Genomic DNA, 23,609 nt, shown 5'->3' with positions numbered 1-23,609 from the left:
ATAAAGGGCGCGGGATCCCCTCTCCTGTAAGGAGAGGGGTAGGGGTGAGGTGTTCGGGAGAGAAAACGCTCGCCGCAACGCAGCCGCGGTCAGCGCTCACGCAACTGGTCTTGCCGCCAACACCTCACCCTGCCCTCTCCTTACAGGAGAGGGTTCCCCGAGCTCGGCTCGGCAGCGTCGAGCGTTCATCCCAGCGTCGCCGCCGTCGCCTTCGCACCCTTCTGGAACAGGTTGCCGAGATGCCCCGCCACGGCCTGCGTGAAGCGCTGCTCGCGCGGCAGGTCGTCGCCGAAGATCGCGCCGAGGCCGAGCAGGGCTTCGCTCAGTGCCGCGGCATTGCGGCCGACCGCCTTGGCGCGCGTCGCGAACTCGGCGGCGAGCGGGTCGCGCACGTCGATCGCGGCGCCCTTCTCGTCGGTGCCGGCGACATAGGCCATCCAGGCGGCGACGCCGAGCGCGAGGTGATCGATCGGCGCACCGGCCTTCAAGCGCTCGCGGATGGTGCCGAGCAGGCGCTGCGGCAGCTTCTGCGAGCCGTCCATGGCGATCTGCCAGGTGCGGTGACGGATCGCCGGATTCTGGAAGCGGGCGAGGAGGTCGCCGGCATAGGCCTTGAGGTCGACGCCCTGCGGGGCCGGCACGGTCGGGATGATTTCGCTCCAGAGCCCCTGCAGGAAGCGCGCGAAGACCGGATCGCGACTGGCATCGGCGACCGTCTCATGGCCGGCGAGATAGCCGAGATAGGCGAGGCTCGAATGGGCGCCATTGAGCATGCGCAGCTTCATGAACTCGAAGGGCGCGACCTCGGAAACCATCTGGGCACCGACCGCGTCCCAGCGCGGCCTTCCGGCGACGAAGCGGTCCTCGATCGCCCATTGCCGGAAGGGCTCGCCGATCACCGGGGCGGCATCATCCTGACCGAGGAGGCGCACCACCTCGGCGATATCGGCCTCGGTGGTCGCCGGCACGATCCGGTCGACCATGGTCGAGGGAAAGGCGCCATTGGCCTCGATCCAGGCCGCGAGCTTGTCGTCGTGCAGCGCAGCGAAATCGCGGACGAGGCCGGCCAGGACATGGCCGTTGGCGGGCAGGTTGTCGCAACAGAGCGCGGTGAACGGGCCAAGGCCGGCGGCCTTGCGGGCGGCGAGGCCGGCGACGATCAGGCCGATGGCCGAGCGCGGCGCGCCGGGATCGGCGAGGTCGCGGACGATGTCAGGATGGTCGGCCCTGAGCCTGCCGGTTGCCGGATCGTGGCAATAGCCCTTTTCGGTGACGGTGAGCGAGACGATTCTGGTCTCCGGCGCGGCGAGCTTCGCCACCAGCGCCTGCGGGCTCTCGGGCGCGACCAGGACGTCGAGGACCGAGCCGATGACGCGCAGCTCAGGCCCGGCAGGGGCCCGCTTCAGGAAGGTGTAGAGCCCGTCCTGGGGTTTCAGCCGGTCGCGCTGGTCGGGCCTTTGCAGGCTGGCGCCGGTGATGCCCCAGGCGCCGAATTCGGTCTCCAGCGCATCGTCGGTGAATTCGCAGAGATGGGCACGGGCGAAGGCGCCGAGCCCGAGATGGACGATGCCGGGTGTGAGCGCAGCGCGATCATAGCCGGGCCGTCGGACGGTGGCAGGCAGGGCGGCGAGCGTGGCGGAAGACAGGCGGGTCAATGGAACAGCCTCGGCAGCCAGAGGGAGAAGCCCGGCACATAGGTCACGAGCAGGAGCACGGCAACCGAGGCGCCGTAGAAGGGCCAGATCGTGCGCATGGATTCGCCGATCGAGATGCGCCCGATGGCGCAGGCGACGAATTGTACCGAGCCGACTGGCGGGGTGTTCAAGCCGATGCCGGCGTTGAGAATCAGGATCACGCCGAAATGGATCGGGTCGACGCCGAAGGCCTTGACCACCGGCAGGAAGATCGGCGTGCAGATGATGATCATCGGCGCCATGTCCATGAAGGTGCCGAGCACCAGAAGGATCAAGTTGATCATCAGCAGGATGGTGAGCGGGTTGTCGGAGACCGCCTTCATCGCCGCGATCGTCGCCTGCGGCACCTGCAGGAAGGCCATCAGCCAGCCGAACGAGCCGGCGGCGCCGATGACCAGGAGCACCATTGCCGTGGTGCGGACGGCGCCGAGCGTCGCCTCGACGAAGGCGGTCCAGGTCAGTTGCCGATAAACCAGGATGGTGACGAGGATGGCGTAGACCACCGCGACGCAGGAGGATTCCGTCGCGGTGAAGACGCCGGAGCGGACGCCGCCGAAGATGATGCCGATCAGGAGGATGCCGGGCGTGGCGACGACGACATAGCGGCCGACAGCGGCGAAGCCCGGAAAGGCCTCGCGCGGGTAGCCGCGCCTCACCGCCACAGCCCAGGCCGCGACCATCAGCGCGCTGCAGAGCATCAGGCCGGGCACGATGCCGGCGGTGAAGAGGTCGGCGATCGAGAGATTGCCACCCGCCGCCAGCGAATAGATGATCATGTTGTGCGAAGGCGGGATCAGGAGCGCGATGATCGCCGCGTTGGCGGTGACGTTGACGGCGTAGTCGGCATCGTAGCCGCGCTTCTTCATCTGCGGGATCATCAGCCCGCCGACCGCCGAGGCGTCGGCGACGGCCGAGCCGGAAATGCCGCCGAAGAGCGTGCAGGTCACGACATTGACCTGGCCGAGGCCGCCGCGCAGGTGGCCGACCAGGCTCGCCGCCATCTGGATCAGGCGCTCGGCGATGCCGCCGCGGATCATCAGATCGCCGGCATAGATGAAGAACGGGATCGCCATCATGGCGAAGGCGTTCATGCCGGAATTCATCTGCTGGAAGACGACGACCGGCGGCAGGCCCATATAGACGACGGTCGCGACCGAGGCGATGCCGAGGCAGAAGGCGACGGGCACGCCGATCAGCAGCAGCAGCGAGAAGGAGCCGAACAGAACCCAGAGTTCCATGGCTCAGACCTCCTGCTCGGAGCCGAAATGGCCGAAGCCGAGCGGGGCCTGCTTCAGGCCTGTGACGAAGAGCAGCATCTTCTCGAGTGCGAACAGGGCGATCAGGGCGCCACCCGCGGCGATCGGGACATAGTCCCAGCCGCGCGAGATGCCGATGATCGGCATGCGGTCGCTCCAGGTGCCCATGGCGAGCTGGGTGCCGTAGACCAGCATGGCGAGGCCGAAGGCGCAGACCAGCCCCTCGCCGATCAGGATCAGCGCGGCCCGCATGGGTGGCGGCGACATGATCAGCCCGACCTCGAAGCCGAGATGGTCGCTCTCGCGCACGCCGACGGCGGCGCCGAGCAGGATGAACCAGGACATCAGGAAGAGCGAGCCGGCCTCGACCCAGATCGGCGTGTCGTTGAGGACGTAGCGGCCGAACACCCCCCAGGCGACCATGGCCGTCATCAGGACGAGGCCGGTGCCGGCGGCGACGAGCGAGTACAGGCTGAGCTTGGCGCCGAGGCGCGTCAGAAGCGCGGTGAAGGCGTGCATGGGATGTCCAGATGATGTCTGCCGATTGCTTATGCTCAGCCCGCATTCTCAGGAGCCGCGAAGCGACGTCTCGGGATGGGGGCCTCCTCGATAAAAAAACGGGGCAGCCCGGAGGCCGCCCCGCCATTCAGCTCACTTCACCGCCTGGATCGCGGCGACCATGTCCTTGAGCTTGGGATCGGTGACGAACTTGTCGTAGACCGGCTTCATCGCGTCGATGAAGGGCTGCTTCTCGACGCTGTTCACCTGGGCGCCGCCGGCCTTGACCTTGGCTTCGGAAGCCTTTTCGCGAGCGTCCCAGAGCTCGCGCATCTTGGCGACGGATTCCTTGGCGGCCGTCTTGATCAGCGCCTGGTCGGCGGCGTTGAACTTGTCGAAGCTCTTCTTCGACATCACCAGCACCTCCGGCGAGAGCGAGTGCTCGGTCTGCGAATAGAATTTCGAGACCTCGAAATGCCGGGTCGATTCATAGGACGGCCAGTTGTTCTCGGCGCCGTCGATGACGCCGGTCTGGAGCGCCGAATAGACCTCGCCGAAGGGCATCGGCGTCGCATTGGCGCCGAGCGCCGAGACGAGCGCGACGAACATGTCCGACTGCTGGACGCGGATCTTCATGCCCTTCATGTCGGCGGGCGTGTTGATCGCCTTCTTGGAATTATAGAAGGAGCGCGAGCCGGAATCGTAGAAGGCGAGGCCGATCAGGTCGTGCTTCTCGAAATCCTTCAGGAGATTGTCGCCGATCGGCCCGTCCATCACCTTCCGCATATGGTCGACCGAACGGAAGATGAAGGGCAGCGAAGGCACATTGGTCGCCGGGATCAGATTGTTGAACGGCGCCATGTTGATGCGGTTCATGTCGATGACGCCGAAACGCGTCTGGTCGATCGTGTCCTTCTCCTGGCCGAGCTGGGCCGAGTGGAAGACGTTGATCTTGATACGGCCCTGGGTGCGCTCGTCGAGCAGCTTGCCCATGTGGCGGACGGCCTCGACCGTCGGGTAATCTGTCGGATGGATGTCGGTGGAGCGCAGGGTGACGTTCTGTGCCTGAGCCGACAGGCTGAAGCTGGTGATGAAGGCCGCGCCCGCAAGCGCGGCGAAATACCGTCTCGTGATCATGTTGAAGTCCCTCCCGTTGAAACCTGCCGGATTTTCCGGTCGTTTTTGCCCGTGGCGAGCGCCATGGCCGCAGAGGGCCGGCGCGGCGATGTCTAGAGAAATTCCTCCCGCATCGGCGTGAAGGAATCGACGAGCTGCCCGGCCTCGATGGCGACGACGCCATGGACGAGGTTCGCCGGCACGAAGAAGCTGTCGCCGGCGGAAAGTCGGCTGGTCTCACCATCGATGGTGACGTCGAAGACGCCGCTCTCGACGAAGCAGGCCTGGCGGTGCGGGTGCTGATGCGGCTTGCCGACCGCGCCCTTCTCGAAGGCGACGCGCACCACCATCAGATCCGGCCCATAGCCCATGATCTTGCGCTTGATGCCGGGATCGGTCGCCTCCCAGGCGATATCCGCATCATGCTGGAAAAAGGCGTCGAGACGGTCGGTCATCGTGCCAGCCAGCCTCCGTCGACAGGAAGGATCGCGCCGTGGATGTAGGAAGCGGCGTCGCTCGCCAGGAACACCGCCGCGCCGCCGATATCCGAGGGCTTGCCCCAGCGCCCGGCCGGGATGCGGCCGAGGATCGCGGCGTTGCGCTCGGGATCGGCACGCAGCGCTTGCGTGTTGTTGCTCTCGACATAGCCGGGCGCGATCGCGTTGACGTTGATGCCGTGCTGCGCCCATTCGCAGGCGAGGAGCCGCGTCAGCCCCGCGAGGCCGCTCTTGCTCGCCGTATAGGAGGCGACGCGGATGCCGCCCTGGAAGGAGAGCAGCGAGGCGATGTTGACGATGCGCCCGCTGCGACCGGCCGCGAGCGCCGCCTTGGCGAAGGCCTGGGCCAGGAAGAAATTGGCCTTGAGATTGAGGTTCATCACCTCGTCCCAGTCGCTCTCGCTGAAGTCGAGCGCGTCCGCCCGGCGGATGATGCCGGCATTGTTGACGAGGATGTCGAGCGGGCCGGCGAGCGCCCCGGCCTCGTCGATGACGCGCGCGGCGATGCCGTTCTGCTGGAGATCGGCCTGGAGCGGCAGGCAGGTTCCGCCGGCATCGGCGATCAGTGTCTGCGTTTCGGCCATGCTCGATCGGCCGGCTGCGATCACGGTCGCGCCGGCCTGCGCCAGCGCCAGGGCAATGCCCTGGCCGATGCCGGTATTGGCGCCGGTGACCAGCGCCCGCCGGCCTTCCAGCGAGAAGGGCGAGCGCGTCGGCATCAGCGCAGGGTCTCCACCGGGGCGGCATCCATGTCGGTGAACTCGACATTGTCGCCGGCCATCGCCCAGACGAAGGCGTAGTTCGAGGTGCCGCAGCCGCAATGGATCGACCAGTTCGGCGAGATCACCGCCTGCTCGTTGGCGACGAGGATGTGGCGGGTCTGCTGTGGCTCGCCCATGAAGTGGAAGACGCGATGGGCGGGATCGAGGTTGAAGTAGAGATAGGCCTCCATGCGCCGCGTATGGGTGTGGCAGGGCATGGAGTTCCAGACCGAGCCCGGCTCCAGCGCCGTCATGCCCATCACCAGCTGATTGGTGCCGGTCGAGTTCGGCATGATGTATTGCCGGATGGTGCGCTTGTTCGACGTCTCCGCCGAGCCGAGATGCAGGGTGTTGGCCTCGTCCTTGCGGATGAGCTGGTGCTTCGCCTCGCGATGCGCCGGGGCGCTGGTCAGGTAGAACTTGGCCGGATCAGCCGGATCGGCGCTGGCGAAGGAGACTTCCCTAGCGCCGAGGCCGACATAGAGCGCGTCGAGGCTCGGCAGGTCGAAGCGCTCGCCGTCTACGCTGACCGAGCCGGTACCGCCGAGATTGATCACGCCGAGCTCGCGTCGCGCCAGGAAGAAGGGCGTGCCGGTCGGCGCGAACGGGTCGAGCGTCAGGGGGCTGGCCGACGGCATCGCGCCGCCGACGATCATGCGGTCGTAATGGCTGTAGGTCAGCGCGATCTCGCCTTGCACGAAGATGCGCTCGATCAGGAAATCCTGGCGCAGCGCCTCGGTATCGTAACCGCGCACATCGCGCGGATGGGCGGCCTGGCGTTCGTCGATCCTGCTGGTCGCGGCGGTCACAGCTTGTAGGCCTCCTTGGCCAGGCGATAGGCGAGGTCATGGGCGAGTTCCGCCGCCTCGTCCTCGTCGAGCCGGTGCTCGGCGACGAGCTTGGCGAGGTAGTGGCAGTCCATCCGGCGGGCGACGTCGTGGCGCGCCGGGATCGAGAGATAGGCGCGGGTATCGTCGTTGAAGCCGACGGTGTTGTAGAAACCTGCCGTCTCGGTGGTCAGCTCGCGGAAGCGCAGCATCGCCTCGGGCGCATCGAGGAACCACCAGCCAGGCCCGAGCTTCAGCGCCGGATAATGGCCGGCGAGCGGGGCGAGCTCGCGCGAATACACGGTCTCGTCGAGGGTGAAGGCGATGACGGTGAAGCCGGGTTCGTTGCCGACCGCGTCGAGCAGCGGCTTCAGCGCCGAGACATAGTCCAGCCCGCGCGGGATGTCGCAGCCCATGTCGCGGCCGAACTGCTCGAACAGATACGGGTTGTGGTTGCGGTAGGAGCCGGGATGGATCTGCAGGACGAGCCCGTCATCGAGGCTCATCTTGGCCATTTCGGTCAGCATCTGGCCGCGGAACAGGTCGGCATCCTCGGCCGAGAACTTGCCCTTCAGGATCTTGGCGAAGAGCTTCTCGCATTCGGCCTGGGTGAGGTTGGCGGTGCGGGCCGTGGCGTGGCCATGGTCGGAAGAGGTCGCCCCGCGCGCGATGAAATAGGCGCGGCGCTTGCGATGAGCCTCGAGATAGCCGTTCCAGCTCGTGACATCCTCGCCGGTCAATTCGCCGAACTGCTCGAGATTGCCTTTGAAGCCCTCGAATTCGGGATCGACGACGCTGTCGGGCCGATAGGCGGTGACGACCTTGCCGCCCCAGCCGGACGCCTTGATCATGTCGTGCCATTTCAGCGGGTCGAGCGCGCCTTCGGTGGTCGCGATCGCCTCGATGTTGAAGCGCTCGAACAAAGCGCGCGGCCGGAATGCGTCCTGCTCCAGCTGCTCGGCGATGCGGTCATAGATCTTGTCGGCATTGTCGGCGCTGAGCCGCTCGCGGATGCCGAAGATCGTGTTGGCGGCATGCTCGAACCAGAGCCGGGTCGGCGTACCCCTGAACAGGTGCCAGTTGCTGGCGAAAAGCTTCCAGATCTTGCGCGGGTCGGCCTCGACCTCACCGCCATCCTTGCGGGCGATGCCGAGCTCTTCGAGCTTGATGCCCTGCGAATAGAGCATCCGGAAGATGTAGTGGTCGGGCTTGACGAACAGCGTCGCCGGATCGGGAAACGGCTTGTCCTCGGCGAACCAGCGCGGGTCGGTATGGCCATGCGGGGAGATGATCGGCAGGTCGCGAATGCCGGCATAGAGGCGGCGCGCAATGCCGCGCGTCACCGGTTCGGCGGGCAAGAGACGATCGTCGTGCAGCAGCATCGCTGGCGTTTCCTCTTATGGCCGTGACCATAGGCACGGCGCTGAGGCGTGGTCAATATACTAATATACTAGTTCGTCAAACAGAGTCGTGTTAGTCGGTTGAAGACGACAAATGACGACTCGCGTCATGTCCTATTCGGGAGGCGACAATCATGGCCGGGGCGAGGCGATGTCGGAAGCCATGAGCGATCGGGAAGCCGGTGGAGGCCGGCGCGAGCGGCGGCCGCAGCGCATGGCCGTCGTGCCGGCCGGGCGCGCGACGGCGGCGGCGATGGTGCAGGATGAACTCCGGCGCGAGATCCTCGACATGGAGCTGCGGCCGGGAGCGCCGTTATCGGAGAAGGATCTGACCGCCCGTTTCGGGATGAGCCGCACGCCGGTGCGCGAGGCGCTGATCCGGCTGAAGGAAGAAGGCCTCGTCGAGATATTCCCGCAGGCCGGCACCTTCGTCGCGCGCATCCCGGTCGGTGCGATCCCGGAGGCGGTGTTCATTCGCCAGGCGCTGGAATGCGCCACGGTCGAACTGCTGGCGGAGCATGCGAGCGCCGAGGACATCGCCCGGCTGGATGCGACCATTGCCCGCCAGCACGAGGCCTTCGACAGCGGTGACCAGGAGAGCTTCCACCGCGCCGATGAGGCCTTTCACGAGGCGCTGGCGCAGGGCGCCGGCTATCCCGGCGTCTGGAAGCTCGCCCAGGCGGCCAAGAGCCAGATCGACCGCTGCCGGCGCATGACCCTGCCGGTGCCCGGGCGCATGGAGATGGTGATCCGCGAGCACCTCGCCATCGTCGACGAGGTCCGGCGCCATGACGCGCCGGCCGCGATCGCGGCGATGCGCCAGCATCTCGGCACGCTGCTGCCTGATCTCGTCCATCTGCAGGCGAGCAATCCGGATTATTTCGTGTGATCTGCACTGCTGGCAGCGTGAGGCTCGGGGAACCCTTCTGCCGTGTGGGAGAAGGGCAGGGATGAGGGACTGCCCTATCCACAGAACGCGCGACGGTGTCGCCTCGCCTTAACAATTGGTGGCGGGCCCTCACCCCTATCCCTCTCCCAACCGGGAGAGGGGATGCCGCAGCCTTCAGCGCTCTTGCCTCCCGCTTCGTTCCCGCGCCATCTTGCGCCGCCAAATCAGGGAGGCGGACGATGACGACGCGGCGCGATCTTCTGGCGGGGGCGGGTGTCGCCGCGCTCGCCACCCAGTTTTCGCTGCCCGCCTTCGCGCAGGCGAAGGACAGCGTCGTGATCGGCATGACGCTCGAGCCGCCGACGCTCGATCCGACATCGGGCGCGGCGCAGGCGATCCGCGAGGTCGTGCTGCAGAACATCTTCGAGGGCCTCGTCGCCATGGACCGCACCGGCAAGATCGTGCCGGCGCTGGCCGAAAGCTGGACGGTCTCGGCGGACGGGCTGACCTATACCTTCAAGCTGCGGCCCAATGCCCGTTTCCATGACGGCACGCCGTTCTCTGCACGCGACGTGAAGTTCTCCTTCGAGCGCGCGGTGGCGCCCGATTCGACCAATGCGCAGCGCTGGATCTTCACGCAGATCGCCGCGATTGAAGCGCCGGACCCGGTGACGGTTACGATCACGCTGAAGCAGCCGACGGCGAATTTCGTCTACGGCCTCGCCTGGGGCGACGCGATCATCGTCTCGCCGGCGACGGCGGCGGACAACAAGACCAGGCCGGTCGGCACCGGACCGTTCAAGTTCGCGCGCTGGAACCGCGGCGACCGGCTCGAATTCGAGCGCAACGCCGAGTATTGGGGGCCGAAGCCGGCACTCGCCAAGGCCGTGTTCCGCTTTATCGGTGATCCGCAGGCCCAGGTCGCGGCGCTCCGGGCCGGCGACATCGACGCCTTCACCAATCTCTCGGCGCCGGAGGCGATCCCGCAGCTCAAGGCCGACCCCAAGCTCAAGGTCACGCTCGGCAAGACCGAGGGCGAGACCATCCTCGCCATCAACAACGCCAAGGCGCCGTTCAGCGATATCCGAGTGCGCCAGGCGATCTCGCATGTGCTCGACCGCAAGACCATCGCGCTCGGCGTCTACGGCTTCGATCTCGACTATATCGGCAGCCATTTCTCGCCGCTGCACCCGGCCTATGTCGATCTGACCGGCACCTATCCGGTCGACATCGCCAAGGCCAAGAGCCTGCTCGCGGCGGCGGGCTTCCCGAACGGTTTCTCCTGCACGCTGCGCCTGCCGCCGCCGGCCTATGCGCGCCGCGGCGGCGAGATCATCGCGGCCTTGCTGGCGCAGATCGGCATCAACGCCTCGATCGAGCCGCTGGAATTCCCGCAATGGCTGGAGCGGGTGTTCCGGGGCAAGGATTTCGACCTCACGGTGATCGCCCATACCGAGCCGCTCGACATCGGCAACTATGCGCGCGACGACTACTACTTCCAGTACAAGAACCCCGAGTTCAAGGCGCTGATGGCCAAGATCGACGGCACGCTCGACGAGGCCGAGCGCAACAGGCTCTATGGCGAGGCGCAGCGCATGCTGGCGCGCGACGCGGTCAACGGCTTCCTCTTCATCCTGCCGAAGCTGACCGTGACCAAAGCCGATCTCGAGGGCATGTGGACCGACTGGCCGCTGCCGCTGACGCCGCTGGCGGAGGTGCGCTGGCGGTAGGTGTTTTTCGATGGCGATCGGGATATCCGCGGGGAACCCCTCTCCCGGATGGGAGAGGGGCAGGGGTGAGGGACCGCCGCTGATCGATAAGTGGAGCGTCGCCGTTGCGCCCTCTGTGGTTAGGGCAGGCCCTCATCCCTGCCCTTCTCCCACACGGGAGAAGGGTTCCCCGCGGCTCTCAGGCCCGTTTCGCGTCGCCTCGTCCGGGCAGAGCCAGCGGAGCGCCCCGTGACCGCCTATCTCCTGCGCCGGCTGCTCGCCCTGGCCGCGACGTTGCTCGGCGCTGCGCTGGTGATCTTCCTGGTGCTCGAAATCCTGCCGGGCGATCCGGCGGCGGTGACGCTCGGCCTCAACGCCGCGCCCGAAGCTCTGGCGGCGCTGCGCATGGAAATGGGCCTCGACCGGCCGGCTCCGGTGCGTTTCCTCACCTGGATAGGCGGGCTCCTGACCGGCGATCTCGGCCTCAGCTACACCTATCGCGTGCCGGTGACGCAATTGATCGGCGAACGTATGGTGGTGACGCTGCCGCTCGCCGCGATGGCGATCCTGCTCGCAATGGCGATCGGCATTCCTCTCGGCGCCGTCGCGGCGGCGCATCACAATCGGCCGGGCGATGCGGCAGTGATGGTCTTCGCGCAGGCGGGCCTCGCGATTCCGAACTTCTGGTTCGGCCTCCTGCTGGTGCTGGTCTTTGCGGTCGGTGCCGGCTGGCTCCCGGCCGGCGGCTTTCCCGGCTGGGGTGCTGGGCTCGTGCCCGCCTTCAAGGCGCTGCTGCTGCCGGCGATCGCGCTCGCCCTGCCGCAGGCGGCGATCCTGGCGCGCGTCACCCGGGCGGCGATGCTGGAGACGATGCAGCAGGATTATGTCCGGACCGCCCGGGCCAAGGGGGTGAGCCGGCGCCGGACCATGCTGCGCCATGTGCTGCGCAATGCGCTGATCCCGGTCGTCACCATTCTCGGGCTGCAGTTCTCGATGATGATCGCCGGCGCGATCATCATCGAGAACGTCTTCGCCCTGCCGGGACTCGGGCGGCTGGTCTTCCAGTCGATCGCCCAGCACGACCTGATCGTCGTCAAGGACCTCGTCATGCTGTTCTGCGCGCTGGTCGTGCTGGTTAATTTCCTGGTCGAGCTGCTCTACGGCGTCATCGATCCGCGCCTGCGGCAGGCGGATTGACGCGATGGCGCAGCTTTCAATGCCAGCCGAGACCGATGCGGGCGGCGCCGGCCGGGGCGAAAGGGCGCGGCTCGGGGACCGGCAGATCGACCGCCACGATGCGGACAGCCTCGGCGATGTCTTCGGCGAAATCAGGGGCGGTGCGCAGCGCCGCCAGTGGGCGCGGCGCGGGGATGGCAAGCCCGTCCGCGACCATCGCCGCCACATGCCGGGTCAGCGCGCGAGTGCCGCGGCGCAGGGTTTCGTCGAGGCTGTCGGCGGAGCAGAGGCAGCCCGGGAAATCCGGGAAGCTGATGCCGAAGACGCCGGCCGACTGGTGAATGAGCGCGATGACGCGCGGCATAGCCTGAACCTCCTCGCGAACGGACGAATGCTCAGCCCATTGGCTTGCCCGAGCATAGCCGAGTTCACCGCGCCGGGGTGGCGCTCATGCGACGGGAGCCGTGCGACATGAGGCCGCCGCAGCCTGTCATGCGGGGGCGCCCGCGACACTGGTGGGCCAGCCCATCTTTCCTTGCTGGTCTCGTCCTCGCCGGGCTCGTCGTCGCCGCGGCGCTGATCTCCTATGTCTGGACGCCCTATGATCCCAAGCAGATGGCGATCCTCAAGCGTCTGCGGCCGCCCTCGGCCGAGCACTGGTTCGGCACCGACCAGTTCGGCCGCGACGTCTTCTCGATGATCATGGTCGGCGCCCGCAATTCGCTGGCGGTCGGCCTCGGCGCTGTCGGCCTCGGCCTCACCGTCGGCAGCGCGCTCGGCCTGCTTGCGGCGATGCGGCGCGACGGGCTGCTCGACAATCTGATCATGCGCATGGCCGATTTCAGCCACGCCTTCCCGGCCGTGCTCTCGGCGATCATGATCAGCGCAGTCTGGGGACCGGGCATGATGAATGCGGTGATCGCCATCGCGATCTACAGCCTGCCCTATTTTGCGCGACTCGCACGCGGGGCGGCGCTGCAATGCTGGGCGCTTGACTATGTGCTGGCGGCGCGCGCCGCCGGGCTGAGGGAGATCACCATCACCCGGCTGCACATCCTGCCCAATATTGCCGGCGTGCTGGTGGTGCAGGCGACGATCCAGTTCGCGCTCGCCATCCTCGCCGAGGCCGGCCTGTCCTATCTCGGGCTCGGCACGCAGCCGCCGAACCCGTCCTGGGGCCGAATGCTCAACGAGGCGCAGACCTTTATGGCAGCCCAGCCCTGGCTCGCCATCTTCCCGGGCATGGCGATTGCGCTTTCGGTACTGGCCTTCAACCTCCTGGGCGACGGCCTGCGCGACGCGGTCGATCCACGCACGCGGCGTTCGCGGGATTGAGGACGATGATCCGGTGTGGAACCTCTTTGTCTTTCCGGGCGGGCCAAGAGGCCTGAGCATGAAACACCCGAACACGATTTCCCTCCGTCATGGTCGGGCTTGTCCCGGCCATCAACGCCTTCGCTGGCCGAGTGCCGTGTTCAAGACGTGGATGCTCGCCACAAGGGCGAGCATGACGAACTGGAAACCTGTCGTGTTCCTGGGTTTCGGGCTCTTCGCTGGCGCGAAGCCCCGGAATGACTGTCGCGGTTCGTTTGCTTCAACACTGACTGTGGGAATCTCCCGATGATCGAGTTCGCCGATCTCAGCGCCGTCGACATGCTGAACGCCTTTCGCTCGCGCGAGCTCTCGCCGGTCGAGGTCGCCGAGGCGGTGATCGCGCGGATCGCACGATGGGAGCCGTCGCTCAACGCGCTCTATGCCTATGACCCCGAAGGCGCACGCGCCGCCGCCAAGGCGAGCGAGGCGCGCTGGCGCCGGGGCGAGGCGCTGGCGCTCGACGGCGTGCCCTGCACGATCAAGGAGAACATCGCGACGCAGGGTGTGCCCGTGCCGCTCGGCACGGCGGCGACGGAACTGGCCCCTGCTGCAGCCGACGCGCCGCCGGCGCAGCGCCTGCGCGAGGCCGGCTGCGTCATCCTGGGCAAGACCACCATGCCCGATTACGGCATGCTCTCCTCGGGCCTGTCGAGCTTCCACAAACTGGCGCGCAACCCGTTCGACCTCTCGAAAAACCCCGGCGGCTCCTCGGCCGGCGCGAGCGCGGCGGGGGCGGCCGGCTACGGCCCCTTGCATGTCGGCACCGATATCGGCGGCTCGATCCGCCTGCCGGCCGGCTGGTGCGGGCTCGTCGGGCTGAAGCCCAGCTTCGGCCGGGTGCCGATCGACCCGACCTATTACGGCCGCGTCGCCGGGCCGATGACCCGCACCGTCGCCGATGCGGCCCTGATGATGCGCGAGCTTTCGAAACCGGACGAGCGCGACCCGATGAGCTTGCCGCCGCAGGAGATCGCCTGGCTCGACCTTGAGCGCGAGCCGCGCGGGCTCAGGATCGGGCTGCAGCTGGAAGCCGGCATCGGCCTGCCGGTTGAGCCGGAGGTGAGGGCAGCGATCGTTCGGGCGGCCGAGGCCTTTCGCCAAGCCGGCGCGATCGTCGAGACGATGCCACCTTTCCTGACGCAGGATATGCTCGACGGACTCGACGATTTCTGGCGCCAGCGCGCCTGGGCCGAGATCGGCGCGCTGCCGAGGGAGAGGCAGGGCAAGGTGCTGCCCTATATCTACGCTTGGGCAGAGCGCGGCCGTGCCCTCAGCGGCGCGCAGGTGCATCGCGGCATGAGCCAGATGCTGGCAATCCGCCATGCGGCGCTGAAGGCGGCCCAGCCCTTCGACTATGTGCTCTCGCCGGTCTCGCCGGTGCCGAGCTTTGCCGCCGAACTCGCTTCGCCGCTCCACGATCCCCAGCGGCCCTTCGAGCATATCGTCTTCACCGTCGCGGCCAACATGTCGGACCAGCCTTCGGTCTCGGTCCATGCCGGCATGACGGCATCAGGCCTGCCGATCGGCCTGCAGATCACCGGGAAACGCTTCGACGATCTCGGCGTGCTGCAGATGGCGCGGGCCTGGGAGCAGCTACGCGGGCAGGGGCCGGAATGGCCGCGCGCTCCCCAGCACGCGGTTTGATCAGGCCTTCTTCGTTTTCTTCCCCGCCGCATTCAGCGCCATGGCGGCGCGGATCAGCGCAGCAAGCGCTGCCTCGTGGATCGCATCGCCTTCATGAATGTCGATGGCGCGCCTTGTGTTGCCGTCGAGGCTCGCATTGAACAGGCCGGCGGGATCGGGGAGCGAGGCGCCCTTGGCGAAGGTCAGCTTCACCGCGCTTTTGTAGGTCTCGCCGGTGCAGAGGATGCCGGCATGCTCCCAGACCGGGACGCCGCGCCATTTCCAGCTCTCGATCACCTGCGGATCCGCCTGCCGGATGATGGCGCGGACTTGTGCCAGCGCCGCACCGCGCCAGTCGGTCAGTTCCGCGATCCGGGCGTCGATCAACGCGGAGGCGGAGGCGACATCGCCGGGCTTGTCGTTCTCCTGCTGCATCGACCGATCTCCTTGTCGCGCTTCACATCTTCTCGCCCGGCAAGGCTGCTGCCTGCTTTACCCAGGCGGTGAACTGGGCCTCGTCGAGTTCGTCTTGCTCGTAGATATCGAGATAGCGCACCTCCTTCTGCTTGGAGGGGCCGGGCGGCAGCGGGTCGAGCGCGGCGCCGCGGAAGAAGGAGATTTTCACGTATTTCGCGAAACAGTGCAGGCCGAGGAAAAAGCTCTGTTCGTCGGCGCCGTAGAGCGGCGAGTTCCATTTCACCGCCTTCCTGACGCCGGGGACAGCGGCGCTGATCAGCGCATCGAGCCGGGTGCCGAGACCGCTCTTCCAGCCTGGCATGGCGGCGATATAGGCCTGGATCGGCGCCTCGCCATAGCCCTTGGCGATCTGCGGATTGCCGCCCGAAAGGAGCACGGGTTGCGCGTCTTCGGCTTTCGGCTTCGTAGCCGCCTTCGAACTCTTGCCGGCCATAGCTTCGCTCCTAGCCTTCCGCCCGCCGCCCTTGCCGCCGACCGGCAGCATAGGGCAGCACGAACATGTAGAGCCCGGAGACCATCATCAGGAAAAGCGGCAGCAGCGGGGAATAGACGATCCAGGCCGGCGGCTCGCCCAGCGCCATGGCGACGAAGTTGGCGATGACGGTCGCGGTGAAGATGATCGACAGCCAGCGATGGGCCAGCCGAATGGAGCCGTTCAAGGTCAACGAAGCCTCCTTCCTGAAACCGGAGTGGGGCGACATGGCTATTCGGCTTTTGCGAGCAGCTCTTCGAGCTTGTCGAAGAAGCGCGGCCAGCCGCTCCTTGCGCCGCCATAGGCCAGCTTCTGGTCCGGCCGGAAGCCGACCTGTTCCATGCGCAGCAGCGTGCCCTTAGGGGTCGGAGAGAGCGTGAAGGTGACCACGCTCTTCAGGCTGAAGGCCGCCTCCTCATGGGCGAGGTCCCAGCTGTAGGACAGCGTGCGGTTCGGCTCGATGGCGAGGACTTCGCAATCGAGCACGCCACCCCAGTCGCCATGTAGCTTGAAGCGGTGGCCGAGGCTCGGCACGAAATCGTTCCGCATCAGCCATTCCGCGATCAGATGCGGCTGGGTCAGGGCGCGCCAGAGTTTCTCCGGCGGATGGGCGATCTCGCGCTCGACGATCACCGAGCGCGTCTGCGGGGTGGTGGTGCTCACTGGTCCATCCTGTCGAGCAAATTTTCGAGGTCGTCGAAGCGTGCTTCCCAGAAGCCGATCATCTGGCTGGTCCAGTCGATCATGGGGCTGAGCGCCCCGATCTGGGGGCTGTAATGGGTCTGGCGACCTTCCTGGCGGTCGCGCACCAGGCCGGCCTGTTTCAGCACGCCAAGGTGCTTGGACACGGCCGGCTGCGAGACCCCGGCCTGGGCCGTCAGGGCGCCGACGGTCTGTTCGCCGTCGCGGCAGAGGCGTTCGAAGATCGCCCGCCGGGTCGGGTCGGCGAGCGTCCTGAACAGGATGTCGTGAGCAACCGGTGTCATGATCTATAACTCATTGGCTATGATTTGATTCATAACCATAGAGATATGAATTGGTCAAGCGCATGCGTCGACGGTGCAGGGCGGAGGCGCGTCGCGGGTGCTGGACCGCATCGTGGCGGTCCAGCACGATGCACTGGAAAACGCGGGGGCGACGGCGGTGCCGGCGCCGCGCTGCGGTCCGCCTTCTGGGGAACCTCACCATGGATCTGAAGCTCAGCGGCAAGCGTGCCCTCGTTACCGGGGGCAGCAAAGGGATCGGTCGTGCGATTGCGCGGCAATTGGCGCTGGAAGGCGTCGATGTCGTCATCGCCGCCCGCAATCAGGCGGAGCTCGACGCTGCCGCGGCCGAACTGGCGCAGGAGAGCGGGCGCAAGGTCGTCGGGCTCGCCGTTGACACGCAGCTCGATGCCTCGGTGAAGGCGCTCGTCACCGGCACGGTCGCCGCGCTCGGCGGGCTCGACATCCTGGTCAATGCCGCGGCGCGGCCGGCGAGCCAGGCGGTGCCGCCCAAGCTCGCCGAGATCACCGACGCGCTGTTCTGGGACGACGTCAACGTCAAGGTGATGGGCTATCTGCGCACGGCCCGCGAGGCGGCGCCGATCATGGCCGCCAATGGCTGGGGCAGGATCATCAATATCAGCGGCCTCAATGCGCGGATGACCGGCTCGGCCATCAGCTCGATCCGCAATGTCGCCGTGGCGGCGCTGACCAAGAACCTCGCCGACGAGCTCGGCCCGAAGGGGATCAATGTCACCGTGGTGCATCCCGGCGTGACGCGCACCGAGAAGACGGCGGGCATGTTCGCGGCGCGGGCCGCCGATGCCGGCGTCGATGCGGCCGAGATGGAGCGCCGCGCGGCCGCCAATGTCTCGATCGGCCGCCTGGTCGACGCGGCGGAGATCGCCGACCTCGTCGCCTTCCTGGCCTCGCCGCGCAGCGTCGCGGTGAATGGCGACGCCATCGCCGCCGGCGGCGGCACGCGGGGGGCGATCCACTACTGAGCGGCCGCATCCCGGCCCGTCAGCTCCTCAGGATGAGCGGTGAGGGGAGGCGAACGGCCTTCAGAACAGCGCGGTCGGCGCGAGCTCGGCCAGCACCATCAGGCCAAGGCCGAGCAGGCCGAGGGCGCCGCCGGTCCAGGCCAGCATGGCGACGCCGGTGATGATCGCCGCCGAGGAGATCACGATGGCGATCTGGAGCAGGCCGGAGACGATGTCGTATTTGTCGTCGCGGGCGCTGGAGATGTCGCGTCGGGCTTCCGCCGCCTTGGCGCGGGCGATCAGCTCCTTGCGGCCTTCCTGGGTTTCGGGTTCGGTGTCGTAGCGGGCGATCGTCGCCTTCCAGCCATCGATGCGTTTCTGCAACCGCTCGCGGGTGGCCGGCTCGGTCGTGCCGGCGAGCTCGACCTCCATCGCCTCGGCGGCGGTGCGCAAGGTGGTGCCGCGAATGGTCTTGGCCTGGAAGAAGGCCCAGAGATTGGAGGCCTCGATGTTCCTGGCGAGCGCGTCCTGCTCGGCGTTCTTGCCGCCGATCTCGGCGAAGGCCAGCATCAGCGCGAGGATCGCGATCAGCAGGGCGATGCGCTTGTTGACCCTGCTCCCGGTCGTGCTCTCCTCGGTGACGTCTTGGGTAGCTGCAGCCATGGACCTGATTCCCCGGGGATCGCGCAGCGCAGATCATCCGGTTGCGGCGCGGAATCAAGCGGGATTTCCGTAGGGTCAGGCGTTATCAACGGGCGCGGGGGTGGGCGGCGTCATAGGCGGCGAGCAGCCGGCTGGAATCGATGCGGGTGTAGACCTGCGTCGTCGAGAGGGAGGCGTGGCCGAGCAGTTCCTGGATTGCGCGCAGATCGCCGCCGCGGCCGAGCAGATGCGTGGCGAAAGAGTGGCGCAGCGCATGCGGGGTTGCGCTGCCGGGCAGGCCGAGCGAGCCGCGCAGGCCTTCGACCGCGAGCTGGATGATGCGCGGCGAGAGCGGCCCGCCCTTGACCCCGACGAAGAGTGGCCCGTCCGGCTCGAGCCGCCAGGGGCATTGCGCGAGATACTGCGCAACGGCGTCGACGACGACCGGCAGCACCGGCACCATTCTGGTCTTGCCGCCCTTGCCGAGCACGGTCAGGGCGTCGCCGGAGCTGGCCGGGGCTTGGGCGCGCTTCAGGCCGAGGGCCTCGGAAATGCGCAGGCCGCTGCCATAGAGCAGCGAGAGCACGGCGGCGTCGCGCGCCAGCACCCAGTCGGGCCGATCCTCGCCGATGCGGGAATCCGCCTTGGTGACGGCGGCGGCTGCCCTCGCATCGAGCGGGCGCGGCAGGCCCTTGCCGAGGCGCGGGCCGCGCGTCGCGGCGAAAGCGGCGGCGCTGAGCCGGCCGTCGCGTTCGCCGAAGCGGGCGAGCGAACGCAGGGCCGCGAGCTGGCGCATCAAGGTGCGGTTGCCGGCACCGTCGCGGCGGCGCTGGCCGAGAAAGGCGCGCAGATCGGCGGGCTTCAGCGCCGCGACGGCCTTGAGGTCGGGCGAAGCACCGAGATGTTCATCGAGGAAGGCGCGGAACTGGTTGAGATCGCGGCCATAGGCTTCGAGCGTCTTCGGCGAAAGCCGGCGCTCATGCCCGAGATGGGCGAGCCAGTCGCGCTGCAAGGTGTCGAAATCGCTCATGTTCCGATCATGGCGCGCGCGCCTTAACAAGCGCTGTGCGTCAGTGCCGCTTGGACCTTGCGGTCGTCCTCATAACCAGGAGCGATGGCCGCCATCGTGTTTGCCGGCATTCCCGCGGCCTGCGACCGCTGCTATGAGCCAGAGCGGAGATTGTTCAGGGGTGACCATTTTGAACGCGATCGACAGCCAGGGCCTGAGCTTTCCCTTTCCCGAACCGCCGGCTCCGGGGCAGGTGATCGAGGTCGCGCCCGGCGTGCTCTGGGCCCGCATCGCGCTGCCTTTCCGGCTCGACCACGTCAACATCTACCTGATCGAGGACGGCGATGGCTGGGCGGTGATCGATACCGGCATCGGCGATGCCGCGACCAAGGCCGCCTGGCTCGCCTTGACCTCCGGCCCGCTCGCCGGAAGGCGCCTGACGCGGCTGTTCGTGACGCATTACCATCCGGACCATATCGGCCTCGCCGGCTGGCTTCACGAGCAGTTCGATACCCCGCTCCTGACCAGCCAGACCAGCTATCTCGGCTGTCTCAACATCTCGCTGAGCCCGGGCGCCTCCGAGGCACCGGTCTACAAGGATTTCTACCTGCGCCATGGTCTCGACGCGCAGGTCACCGAAGTCGTCTCGACGCTCGGCCACGGCTATCTGCGCATGGTGACGCCGCTGCCGCCGACTTTCACCCGCGTCGTCGCCGGCGATGTGCTGAGGATCGGCGGGCGCGATTTCTCGGTGCTGGCGGGCGACGGGCATGCGCCGGAGCAGTTGATGTTCCATTGCGCCGAGGCCGGCATCTTCCTCGCCGCCGACCAGGTCCTGGCCAAGATCACGCCGAATATCAGCGTCTGGGCGGTCGACCCCGAGGGCGATCCGCTCGGGCTCTATCTGCGCTCGCTACGCGCCATCGCGGCGGCGATCCCGCCGGAGACGCTGGTCCTGCCCGGGCATCAATTGCCGTTCCGTGGCCTGCAGGCACGCTGCGCCGAGCTCGCAGAGCATCATGGCGAACGCTGCCGGCTGATCGCGGAAGCCGTGGCGCACGGGCCGCATTCGGTCGCTGCGCTCGTGCCGGTGATGTTCACCCGCCCGCTCGATCCGCACCAGCTCAGCTTCGCCTTCAGCGAGGTCTTCGCCCATGTGAATGCGATGCTGCGGCTGGGCGAGCTGCGCTGGGCGGCGCCGAAGGACGGCATCATGCAGGTCGAGCCCGGTCGCTGAGCCATCTCCGGCTGCGGCCGTTCGGGCAAAAACATTAAGTATGATGGCCGAAGCTTGACCGCTGACGGTTGGTCACTACGCGGAATTAGGATTTTCTCGCCATTGATGCACGCCAATGGAGGCGTGATTTCGGTGGGTACTGACGCTGTTGGACCGTCGGAGGCGCGGAATGCCGCGAAAACGACGGGAAAAAACAGAGCCATGGCGATTCCGGCGATCATCCGGGCGATGCGACCGCATCACTGGCTCAAGAACGGCCTCGTCTTCGTCCCGATCCTGCTCAATCACGACGTCTTCGACGTCCACGCCGTCGCCTATGGCGCAATCGCCTTCATCTCGTTCTCGCTGCTGGCCTCCTCGATCTACCTCCTGAACGACATCGTCGACGTCGAGGCCGACCGGCGCCACCCGACCAAGTGCAAGCGCCCGCTCGCAGCCGGCGAGATCACCAAGGCGCAGGCCTATGCGATGGTGCCAGGCCTGATGATCGTGGCCTTCGGGCTCGCCTGGTTCCTGCCGCGCCCGGATCTCTATCTTTTAGCGCTCGGCGCCTATCTCGTGCTGGCGCTGGCCTATCTGTTCTTCCTCAAGCGCAAGCTGCTCGTCGATGTGCTCGGCCTCGCGGCGCTGCACACTTTGCGCATCCTTGCCGGCAATGCGGCGGCTGCTATCCCGCTCTCGTCCTGGCTGCTCGCCTTCTCGATGTTCCTTTTCCTCAGCCTGGCGCTGGTGAAGCGCTATGCCGAATTGCGCATCACCCAGGACCAGTCCGGGTTGAAGAAGGCCGGGCGTGGCTATCATGCCGAGGATATCGAGGCGCTCTCCCAGCTCGGCATGGCCTCGGGCTGCACCTGTGCGCTGATCATGGCGCTCTATGTCGACAGTGCCGCGGTCAAGGAGCTCTACCGCTATCCGCAGCTGATCTGGCTGATCTGCCCGATCGTGCTCTACCAGATGGCGCGGATCTGGTTCATGGCCCGGCGCGGCCAGATGCCGGACGATCCGCTGGTGTTCATGATCCGTGACTGGCGCAGCCAGCTGATGGGGGCGGTCGTCGTCGTCATCATGGTCGCCGCCTCGGTCCTGCCGTGAAAGGCCGGTCCGCCGATCTTCGCTCCTGGGGCGGGCTGCGCACGCATGGCTCGGAGCTGCTCGAACCGGCCGACTGGCTCGCCGCTCCGGCTGCGCAGGATGTCCCGGTGCTCGCCTATGGCAATGGCCGCTCCTATGGCGATTCCTGTCTGAACGATGGCGGCGGGCTGATCGCGGCGCGCCGGCTCGGACGCATCCTCTCCTTCGATGAGACGAGCGGGGTGATGGTCTGCGAGGCCGGCGTCCTGCTCGACGAGGTGTTGGAGCGCGCGGTGCCGCTCGGCTGGTTCCCGCCGGTGACGCCGGGCACCTGCTTCGTCACCATCGGTGGGGCGCTCGCCAACGACGTCCACGGCAAGAACCACCACCGCGCCGGAACCTTCGGCCGGCATGTGCTGTCCTTCGAACTTGCCCGCTCGGACGGGGCGCGCCTGACCTGCTCGCCGGCCGAGCACGCCGACCTTTTCGCCGCGACCATCGGCGGCATGGGGCTGACCGGCCTCGTCACGCAGGTGACGCTGCAATTGATGAGGGTCGAATCCGGCGAGATGCTGCAGGAGGCGATCCGTTTCGAGGGGCTGGAGCGCTTTTTCGAGATCGCGGCGGACTCGGATGCGACGCATGACTACACCGTCGCCTGGATCGATTCAGCTGCCGGCGGCCGGAGCTTCGGGCGCGGGGTGTTCTTCCGGGCCAATCATGCTCCGGCCTCTTCGGCGCCGCCGCCCAAGGCTGCGCGGACACTGCCTTTCCCGATCACGCCGCCGGTCTCGCTGATCAACCGGCTGACGCTCAGCGCCTTCAATGCGCTGTATCTCGCCGCTCAGCCGAAGACGGCAGAGCCCCGGCGCATTCCCTACCGGCCGTTCTTCTACCCGCTCGATCGGGTGAGCAACTGGAACCGGGCCTATGGGCCGAAGGGGCTGCGCCAGTTCCAGTGCGCCGTGCCGATGGCCGATGCCCGCGCCGCCGTCGAGGCGATGCTGCGCCGGACGCTCGGCGCCGGCGAGAGCTCATTCCTGACGGTGCTGAAGCTGTTCGGCGACGTGCCGTCGCCGGGGATGATGTCGTTTCCGATCGCCGGGGCGACGCTGACGCTCGATTTTCCGCATCGCGGCGAGCGTACCTTGCGGTTGCTCGACGAGCTCGACCGCATCGCGATCTCGGCCGGCGGGCGTGTCAACCCTTACAAGGATGCGCGCATGTCGCCGGCCACTTTTGCAGCGTCCTTCCCGCACTGGCGGGATTTCGCCCGCCATATCGATCCCGGCTTTTCCTCCGGGTTCTGGCGGCGGGTGACCGAGGGCGTCTGAGTCAGGCCGGGGCCTTCTCCGGCGTGGCGGCCGGCTGCTCGACCGTCAGCACGGTCAGGGTGTGCTGGCGCCCGTCGCGCGCCGTCCAGGCGATGGACTGGCCGGCCGCGAGCCCGATCAGGGCGGTGCCGATCGGGGTCAGGATCGAGATCCGGCCCTGCTCGATATCGGCCTCTCCGGGGAAGACGAGCTGGACGCGGCGCTGCTGGGCCGTGTCGGAGCTGAACTCGACAATCGAGCCCATGCGCACGACATCAGCCGGCATCTGCTTGGGGCTGACGACCTTGGCGCGGTCCATTTCGTTCAGCAGTTCCTCGGCGACCTCGGGAATGCGCTCGAGGGCGGCGGTGGCGAGACCGGTCAGGCGCTCGAGATCGCTTTCCGTGACGACGATCTTGGGCTTGCGGGGCGGCTTCTGGGTCATGATGACGCGAATGTCCTGTGGTGGCGCATGCCGACGCGCGGCGCTGCTTCGAAAAACGTGAATGTGGAGGTTGCGCCTGTAAGATCGTGCTGCGGACAGCGTAGACAGCACCCCTGAACTCGGGGCGCGTAAGGCCGAGTCCGGGGCTAAACGTCCG

At 67.2% G+C, this 23,609-nt stretch carries 26 protein-coding genes; 9 read left to right on the top strand and 17 right to left on the bottom strand.

The genetic code is table 11. The features are described 5' to 3' along the window. Nucleotides 1-185: 185 nt before the first annotated feature. The 8 genes from J0J10_RS06130 to uxaC form a co-directional block, all read right to left on the bottom strand. Nucleotides 186-1,655: a mannitol dehydrogenase family protein gene (locus J0J10_RS06130; protein ID WP_291645720.1), complete on the bottom strand. Its 1,470-nt coding sequence runs from the start codon at nucleotides 1,653-1,655 to the stop codon at nucleotides 186-188. Beyond that, nucleotides 1,652-2,932 carry a TRAP transporter large permease gene (locus J0J10_RS06125; RefSeq protein ID WP_291645719.1) on the bottom strand — a complete coding sequence of 427 codons (1,281 nt, stop codon included), beginning with the start codon at nucleotides 2,930-2,932 and terminating at the stop codon, nucleotides 1,652-1,654. The genes J0J10_RS06130 and J0J10_RS06125 overlap by 4 nt, the downstream gene beginning before the upstream one ends. Before the next feature lie 3 nt (nucleotides 2,933-2,935). Continuing rightward, the gene (locus J0J10_RS06120; protein ID WP_291645718.1) at nucleotides 2,936-3,469 is read right to left on the bottom strand and encodes a TRAP transporter small permease; all 534 of its coding nucleotides are present in this window, start codon (nucleotides 3,467-3,469) and stop codon (nucleotides 2,936-2,938) included. Nucleotides 3,470-3,601: 132 nt separating this feature from the next. Further along, nucleotides 3,602-4,585: a TRAP transporter substrate-binding protein gene (locus J0J10_RS06115; protein WP_291645717.1), complete on the bottom strand. Its 984-nt coding sequence runs from the start codon at nucleotides 4,583-4,585 to the stop codon at nucleotides 3,602-3,604. A 92-nt stretch (nucleotides 4,586-4,677) separates the two neighbouring features. Next, nucleotides 4,678-5,019 (bottom strand): cupin domain-containing protein, encoded by a 342-nt coding sequence (locus J0J10_RS06110; RefSeq protein WP_291640961.1) that lies wholly within the window; start codon nucleotides 5,017-5,019, stop codon nucleotides 4,678-4,680. Then, a complete protein-coding gene (gene kduD, locus J0J10_RS06105) occupies nucleotides 5,016-5,780 on the bottom strand; it encodes a 2-dehydro-3-deoxy-D-gluconate 5-dehydrogenase KduD (RefSeq protein ID WP_291645716.1) in 765 nt (254 codons plus the stop codon). The genes J0J10_RS06110 and kduD overlap by 4 nt, the downstream gene beginning before the upstream one ends. Further along, on the bottom strand, nucleotides 5,780-6,631 hold the full coding sequence (gene kduI, locus J0J10_RS06100) for a 5-dehydro-4-deoxy-D-glucuronate isomerase (protein WP_291645715.1): 852 nt from the start codon (nucleotides 6,629-6,631) through the stop codon (nucleotides 5,780-5,782). The genes kduD and kduI overlap by 1 nt, the downstream gene beginning before the upstream one ends. Continuing rightward, entirely contained in the window at nucleotides 6,628-8,031 is a 1,404-nt protein-coding gene (gene uxaC, locus J0J10_RS06095) for a glucuronate isomerase (protein WP_291645714.1), read from the bottom strand. The genes kduI and uxaC overlap by 4 nt, the downstream gene beginning before the upstream one ends. Before the next feature lie 169 nt (nucleotides 8,032-8,200). Here uxaC and J0J10_RS06090 point away from each other — a divergent pair, with 169 nt between their 5' ends. From J0J10_RS06090 to J0J10_RS06080, 3 genes are all read left to right on the top strand, one after another. Continuing rightward, on the top strand, nucleotides 8,201-8,938 hold the full coding sequence (locus J0J10_RS06090) for a GntR family transcriptional regulator (RefSeq protein ID WP_465247164.1): 738 nt from the start codon (nucleotides 8,201-8,203) through the stop codon (nucleotides 8,936-8,938). A gap of 239 nt (nucleotides 8,939-9,177) precedes the next feature. Continuing rightward, nucleotides 9,178-10,668 (top strand): ABC transporter substrate-binding protein, encoded by a 1,491-nt coding sequence (locus J0J10_RS06085; RefSeq protein WP_291645712.1) that lies wholly within the window; start codon nucleotides 9,178-9,180, stop codon nucleotides 10,666-10,668. Nucleotides 10,669-10,896: 228 nt separating this feature from the next. Beyond that, nucleotides 10,897-11,844: an ABC transporter permease gene (locus J0J10_RS06080; RefSeq protein ID WP_291645711.1), complete on the top strand. Its 948-nt coding sequence runs from the start codon at nucleotides 10,897-10,899 to the stop codon at nucleotides 11,842-11,844. 16 nt (nucleotides 11,845-11,860) lie between these two features. On the opposite strand, the gene J0J10_RS06075 is transcribed toward J0J10_RS06080, so the two are convergent. Continuing rightward, the gene (locus tag J0J10_RS06075) at nucleotides 11,861-12,187 is read right to left on the bottom strand and encodes a type II toxin-antitoxin system HicB family antitoxin (RefSeq protein WP_291645710.1); all 327 of its coding nucleotides are present in this window, start codon (nucleotides 12,185-12,187) and stop codon (nucleotides 11,861-11,863) included. Nucleotides 12,188-12,294: 107 nt separating this feature from the next. Here J0J10_RS06075 and J0J10_RS06070 point away from each other — a divergent pair, with 107 nt between their 5' ends. After that, nucleotides 12,295-13,158: an ABC transporter permease gene (locus tag J0J10_RS06070; protein ID WP_291645709.1), complete on the top strand. Its 864-nt coding sequence runs from the start codon at nucleotides 12,295-12,297 to the stop codon at nucleotides 13,156-13,158. 285 nt (nucleotides 13,159-13,443) lie between these two features. Then, the gene (locus J0J10_RS06065) at nucleotides 13,444-14,841 is read left to right on the top strand and encodes an amidase (RefSeq protein ID WP_291645708.1); all 1,398 of its coding nucleotides are present in this window, start codon (nucleotides 13,444-13,446) and stop codon (nucleotides 14,839-14,841) included. On the opposite strand, the gene J0J10_RS06060 is transcribed toward J0J10_RS06065, so the two are convergent. From J0J10_RS06060 to J0J10_RS06040, 5 genes are read right to left on the bottom strand one after another with little or no spacing between them, the layout of a single operon-like run. Next, nucleotides 14,842-15,255 carry a DUF1801 domain-containing protein gene (locus tag J0J10_RS06060; RefSeq protein WP_291645707.1) on the bottom strand — a complete coding sequence of 138 codons (414 nt, stop codon included), beginning with the start codon at nucleotides 15,253-15,255 and terminating at the stop codon, nucleotides 14,842-14,844. It lies immediately after the preceding gene. Nucleotides 15,256-15,277: 22 nt separating this feature from the next. Further along, nucleotides 15,278-15,730, bottom strand: a complete 453-nt coding sequence (locus J0J10_RS06055; protein ID WP_291645706.1) for a DUF1801 domain-containing protein — start codon at nucleotides 15,728-15,730, stop codon at nucleotides 15,278-15,280. A gap of 10 nt (nucleotides 15,731-15,740) precedes the next feature. Continuing rightward, nucleotides 15,741-15,998, bottom strand: a complete 258-nt coding sequence (locus J0J10_RS06050; RefSeq protein WP_452117159.1) for a hypothetical protein — start codon at nucleotides 15,996-15,998, stop codon at nucleotides 15,741-15,743. Nucleotides 15,999-16,000: 2 nt separating this feature from the next. After that, nucleotides 16,001-16,432: an SRPBCC family protein gene (locus tag J0J10_RS06045; RefSeq protein ID WP_291640938.1), complete on the bottom strand. Its 432-nt coding sequence runs from the start codon at nucleotides 16,430-16,432 to the stop codon at nucleotides 16,001-16,003. Next, the gene (locus tag J0J10_RS06040) at nucleotides 16,429-16,755 is read right to left on the bottom strand and encodes an ArsR/SmtB family transcription factor (protein WP_291640936.1); all 327 of its coding nucleotides are present in this window, start codon (nucleotides 16,753-16,755) and stop codon (nucleotides 16,429-16,431) included. Before J0J10_RS06040 ends, J0J10_RS06045 begins: the two co-directional genes overlap by 4 nt. 200 nt (nucleotides 16,756-16,955) lie before the next feature. Here J0J10_RS06040 and J0J10_RS06035 point away from each other — a divergent pair, with 200 nt between their 5' ends. Continuing rightward, nucleotides 16,956-17,756, top strand: coding sequence for an SDR family NAD(P)-dependent oxidoreductase (locus J0J10_RS06035; RefSeq protein ID WP_291645705.1), 801 nt, complete (start codon nucleotides 16,956-16,958; stop codon nucleotides 17,754-17,756). Nucleotides 17,757-17,816: 60 nt separating this feature from the next. On the opposite strand, the gene J0J10_RS06030 is transcribed toward J0J10_RS06035, so the two are convergent. Together J0J10_RS06030 and J0J10_RS06025 are read right to left on the bottom strand one after the other, a co-directional pair. Continuing rightward, a complete protein-coding gene (locus J0J10_RS06030; RefSeq protein WP_291645704.1) occupies nucleotides 17,817-18,398 on the bottom strand; it encodes a DUF4337 family protein in 582 nt (193 codons plus the stop codon). Nucleotides 18,399-18,483: 85 nt separating this feature from the next. Next, nucleotides 18,484-19,407: a tyrosine recombinase XerC gene (locus tag J0J10_RS06025; RefSeq protein WP_291645703.1), complete on the bottom strand. Its 924-nt coding sequence runs from the start codon at nucleotides 19,405-19,407 to the stop codon at nucleotides 18,484-18,486. A gap of 160 nt (nucleotides 19,408-19,567) precedes the next feature. Here J0J10_RS06025 and J0J10_RS06020 point away from each other — a divergent pair, with 160 nt between their 5' ends. The 3 genes from J0J10_RS06020 (at nucleotide 19,568) to J0J10_RS06010 (ending at nucleotide 23,028) form a co-directional block, all read left to right on the top strand. Continuing rightward, on the top strand, nucleotides 19,568-20,623 hold the full coding sequence (locus tag J0J10_RS06020; RefSeq protein ID WP_291645702.1) for an MBL fold metallo-hydrolase: 1,056 nt from the start codon (nucleotides 19,568-19,570) through the stop codon (nucleotides 20,621-20,623). 105 nt (nucleotides 20,624-20,728) lie between these two features. Continuing rightward, nucleotides 20,729-21,715, top strand: coding sequence for a UbiA family prenyltransferase (locus J0J10_RS06015; RefSeq protein ID WP_291645701.1), 987 nt, complete (start codon nucleotides 20,729-20,731; stop codon nucleotides 21,713-21,715). Then, a complete protein-coding gene (locus J0J10_RS06010) occupies nucleotides 21,712-23,028 on the top strand; it encodes an FAD-binding oxidoreductase (protein ID WP_291645700.1) in 1,317 nt (438 codons plus the stop codon). The genes J0J10_RS06015 and J0J10_RS06010 overlap by 4 nt, the downstream gene beginning before the upstream one ends. Nucleotide 23,029: 1 nt before the next feature. Here the strand turns inward: J0J10_RS06010 and rnk are convergent, their stop codons facing one another. Next, a complete protein-coding gene (gene rnk / locus J0J10_RS06005; protein ID WP_291645699.1) occupies nucleotides 23,030-23,452 on the bottom strand; it encodes a nucleoside diphosphate kinase regulator in 423 nt (140 codons plus the stop codon). Nucleotides 23,453-23,609 lie beyond the last annotated feature (157 nt).

It is taken from the genome of Allobosea sp. (assembly GCF_017308075.1).
Lineage (GTDB): Bacteria > Pseudomonadota > Alphaproteobacteria > Rhizobiales > Beijerinckiaceae > Allobosea.
This window is presented reverse-complemented; position numbering and strand designations above follow the sequence as displayed.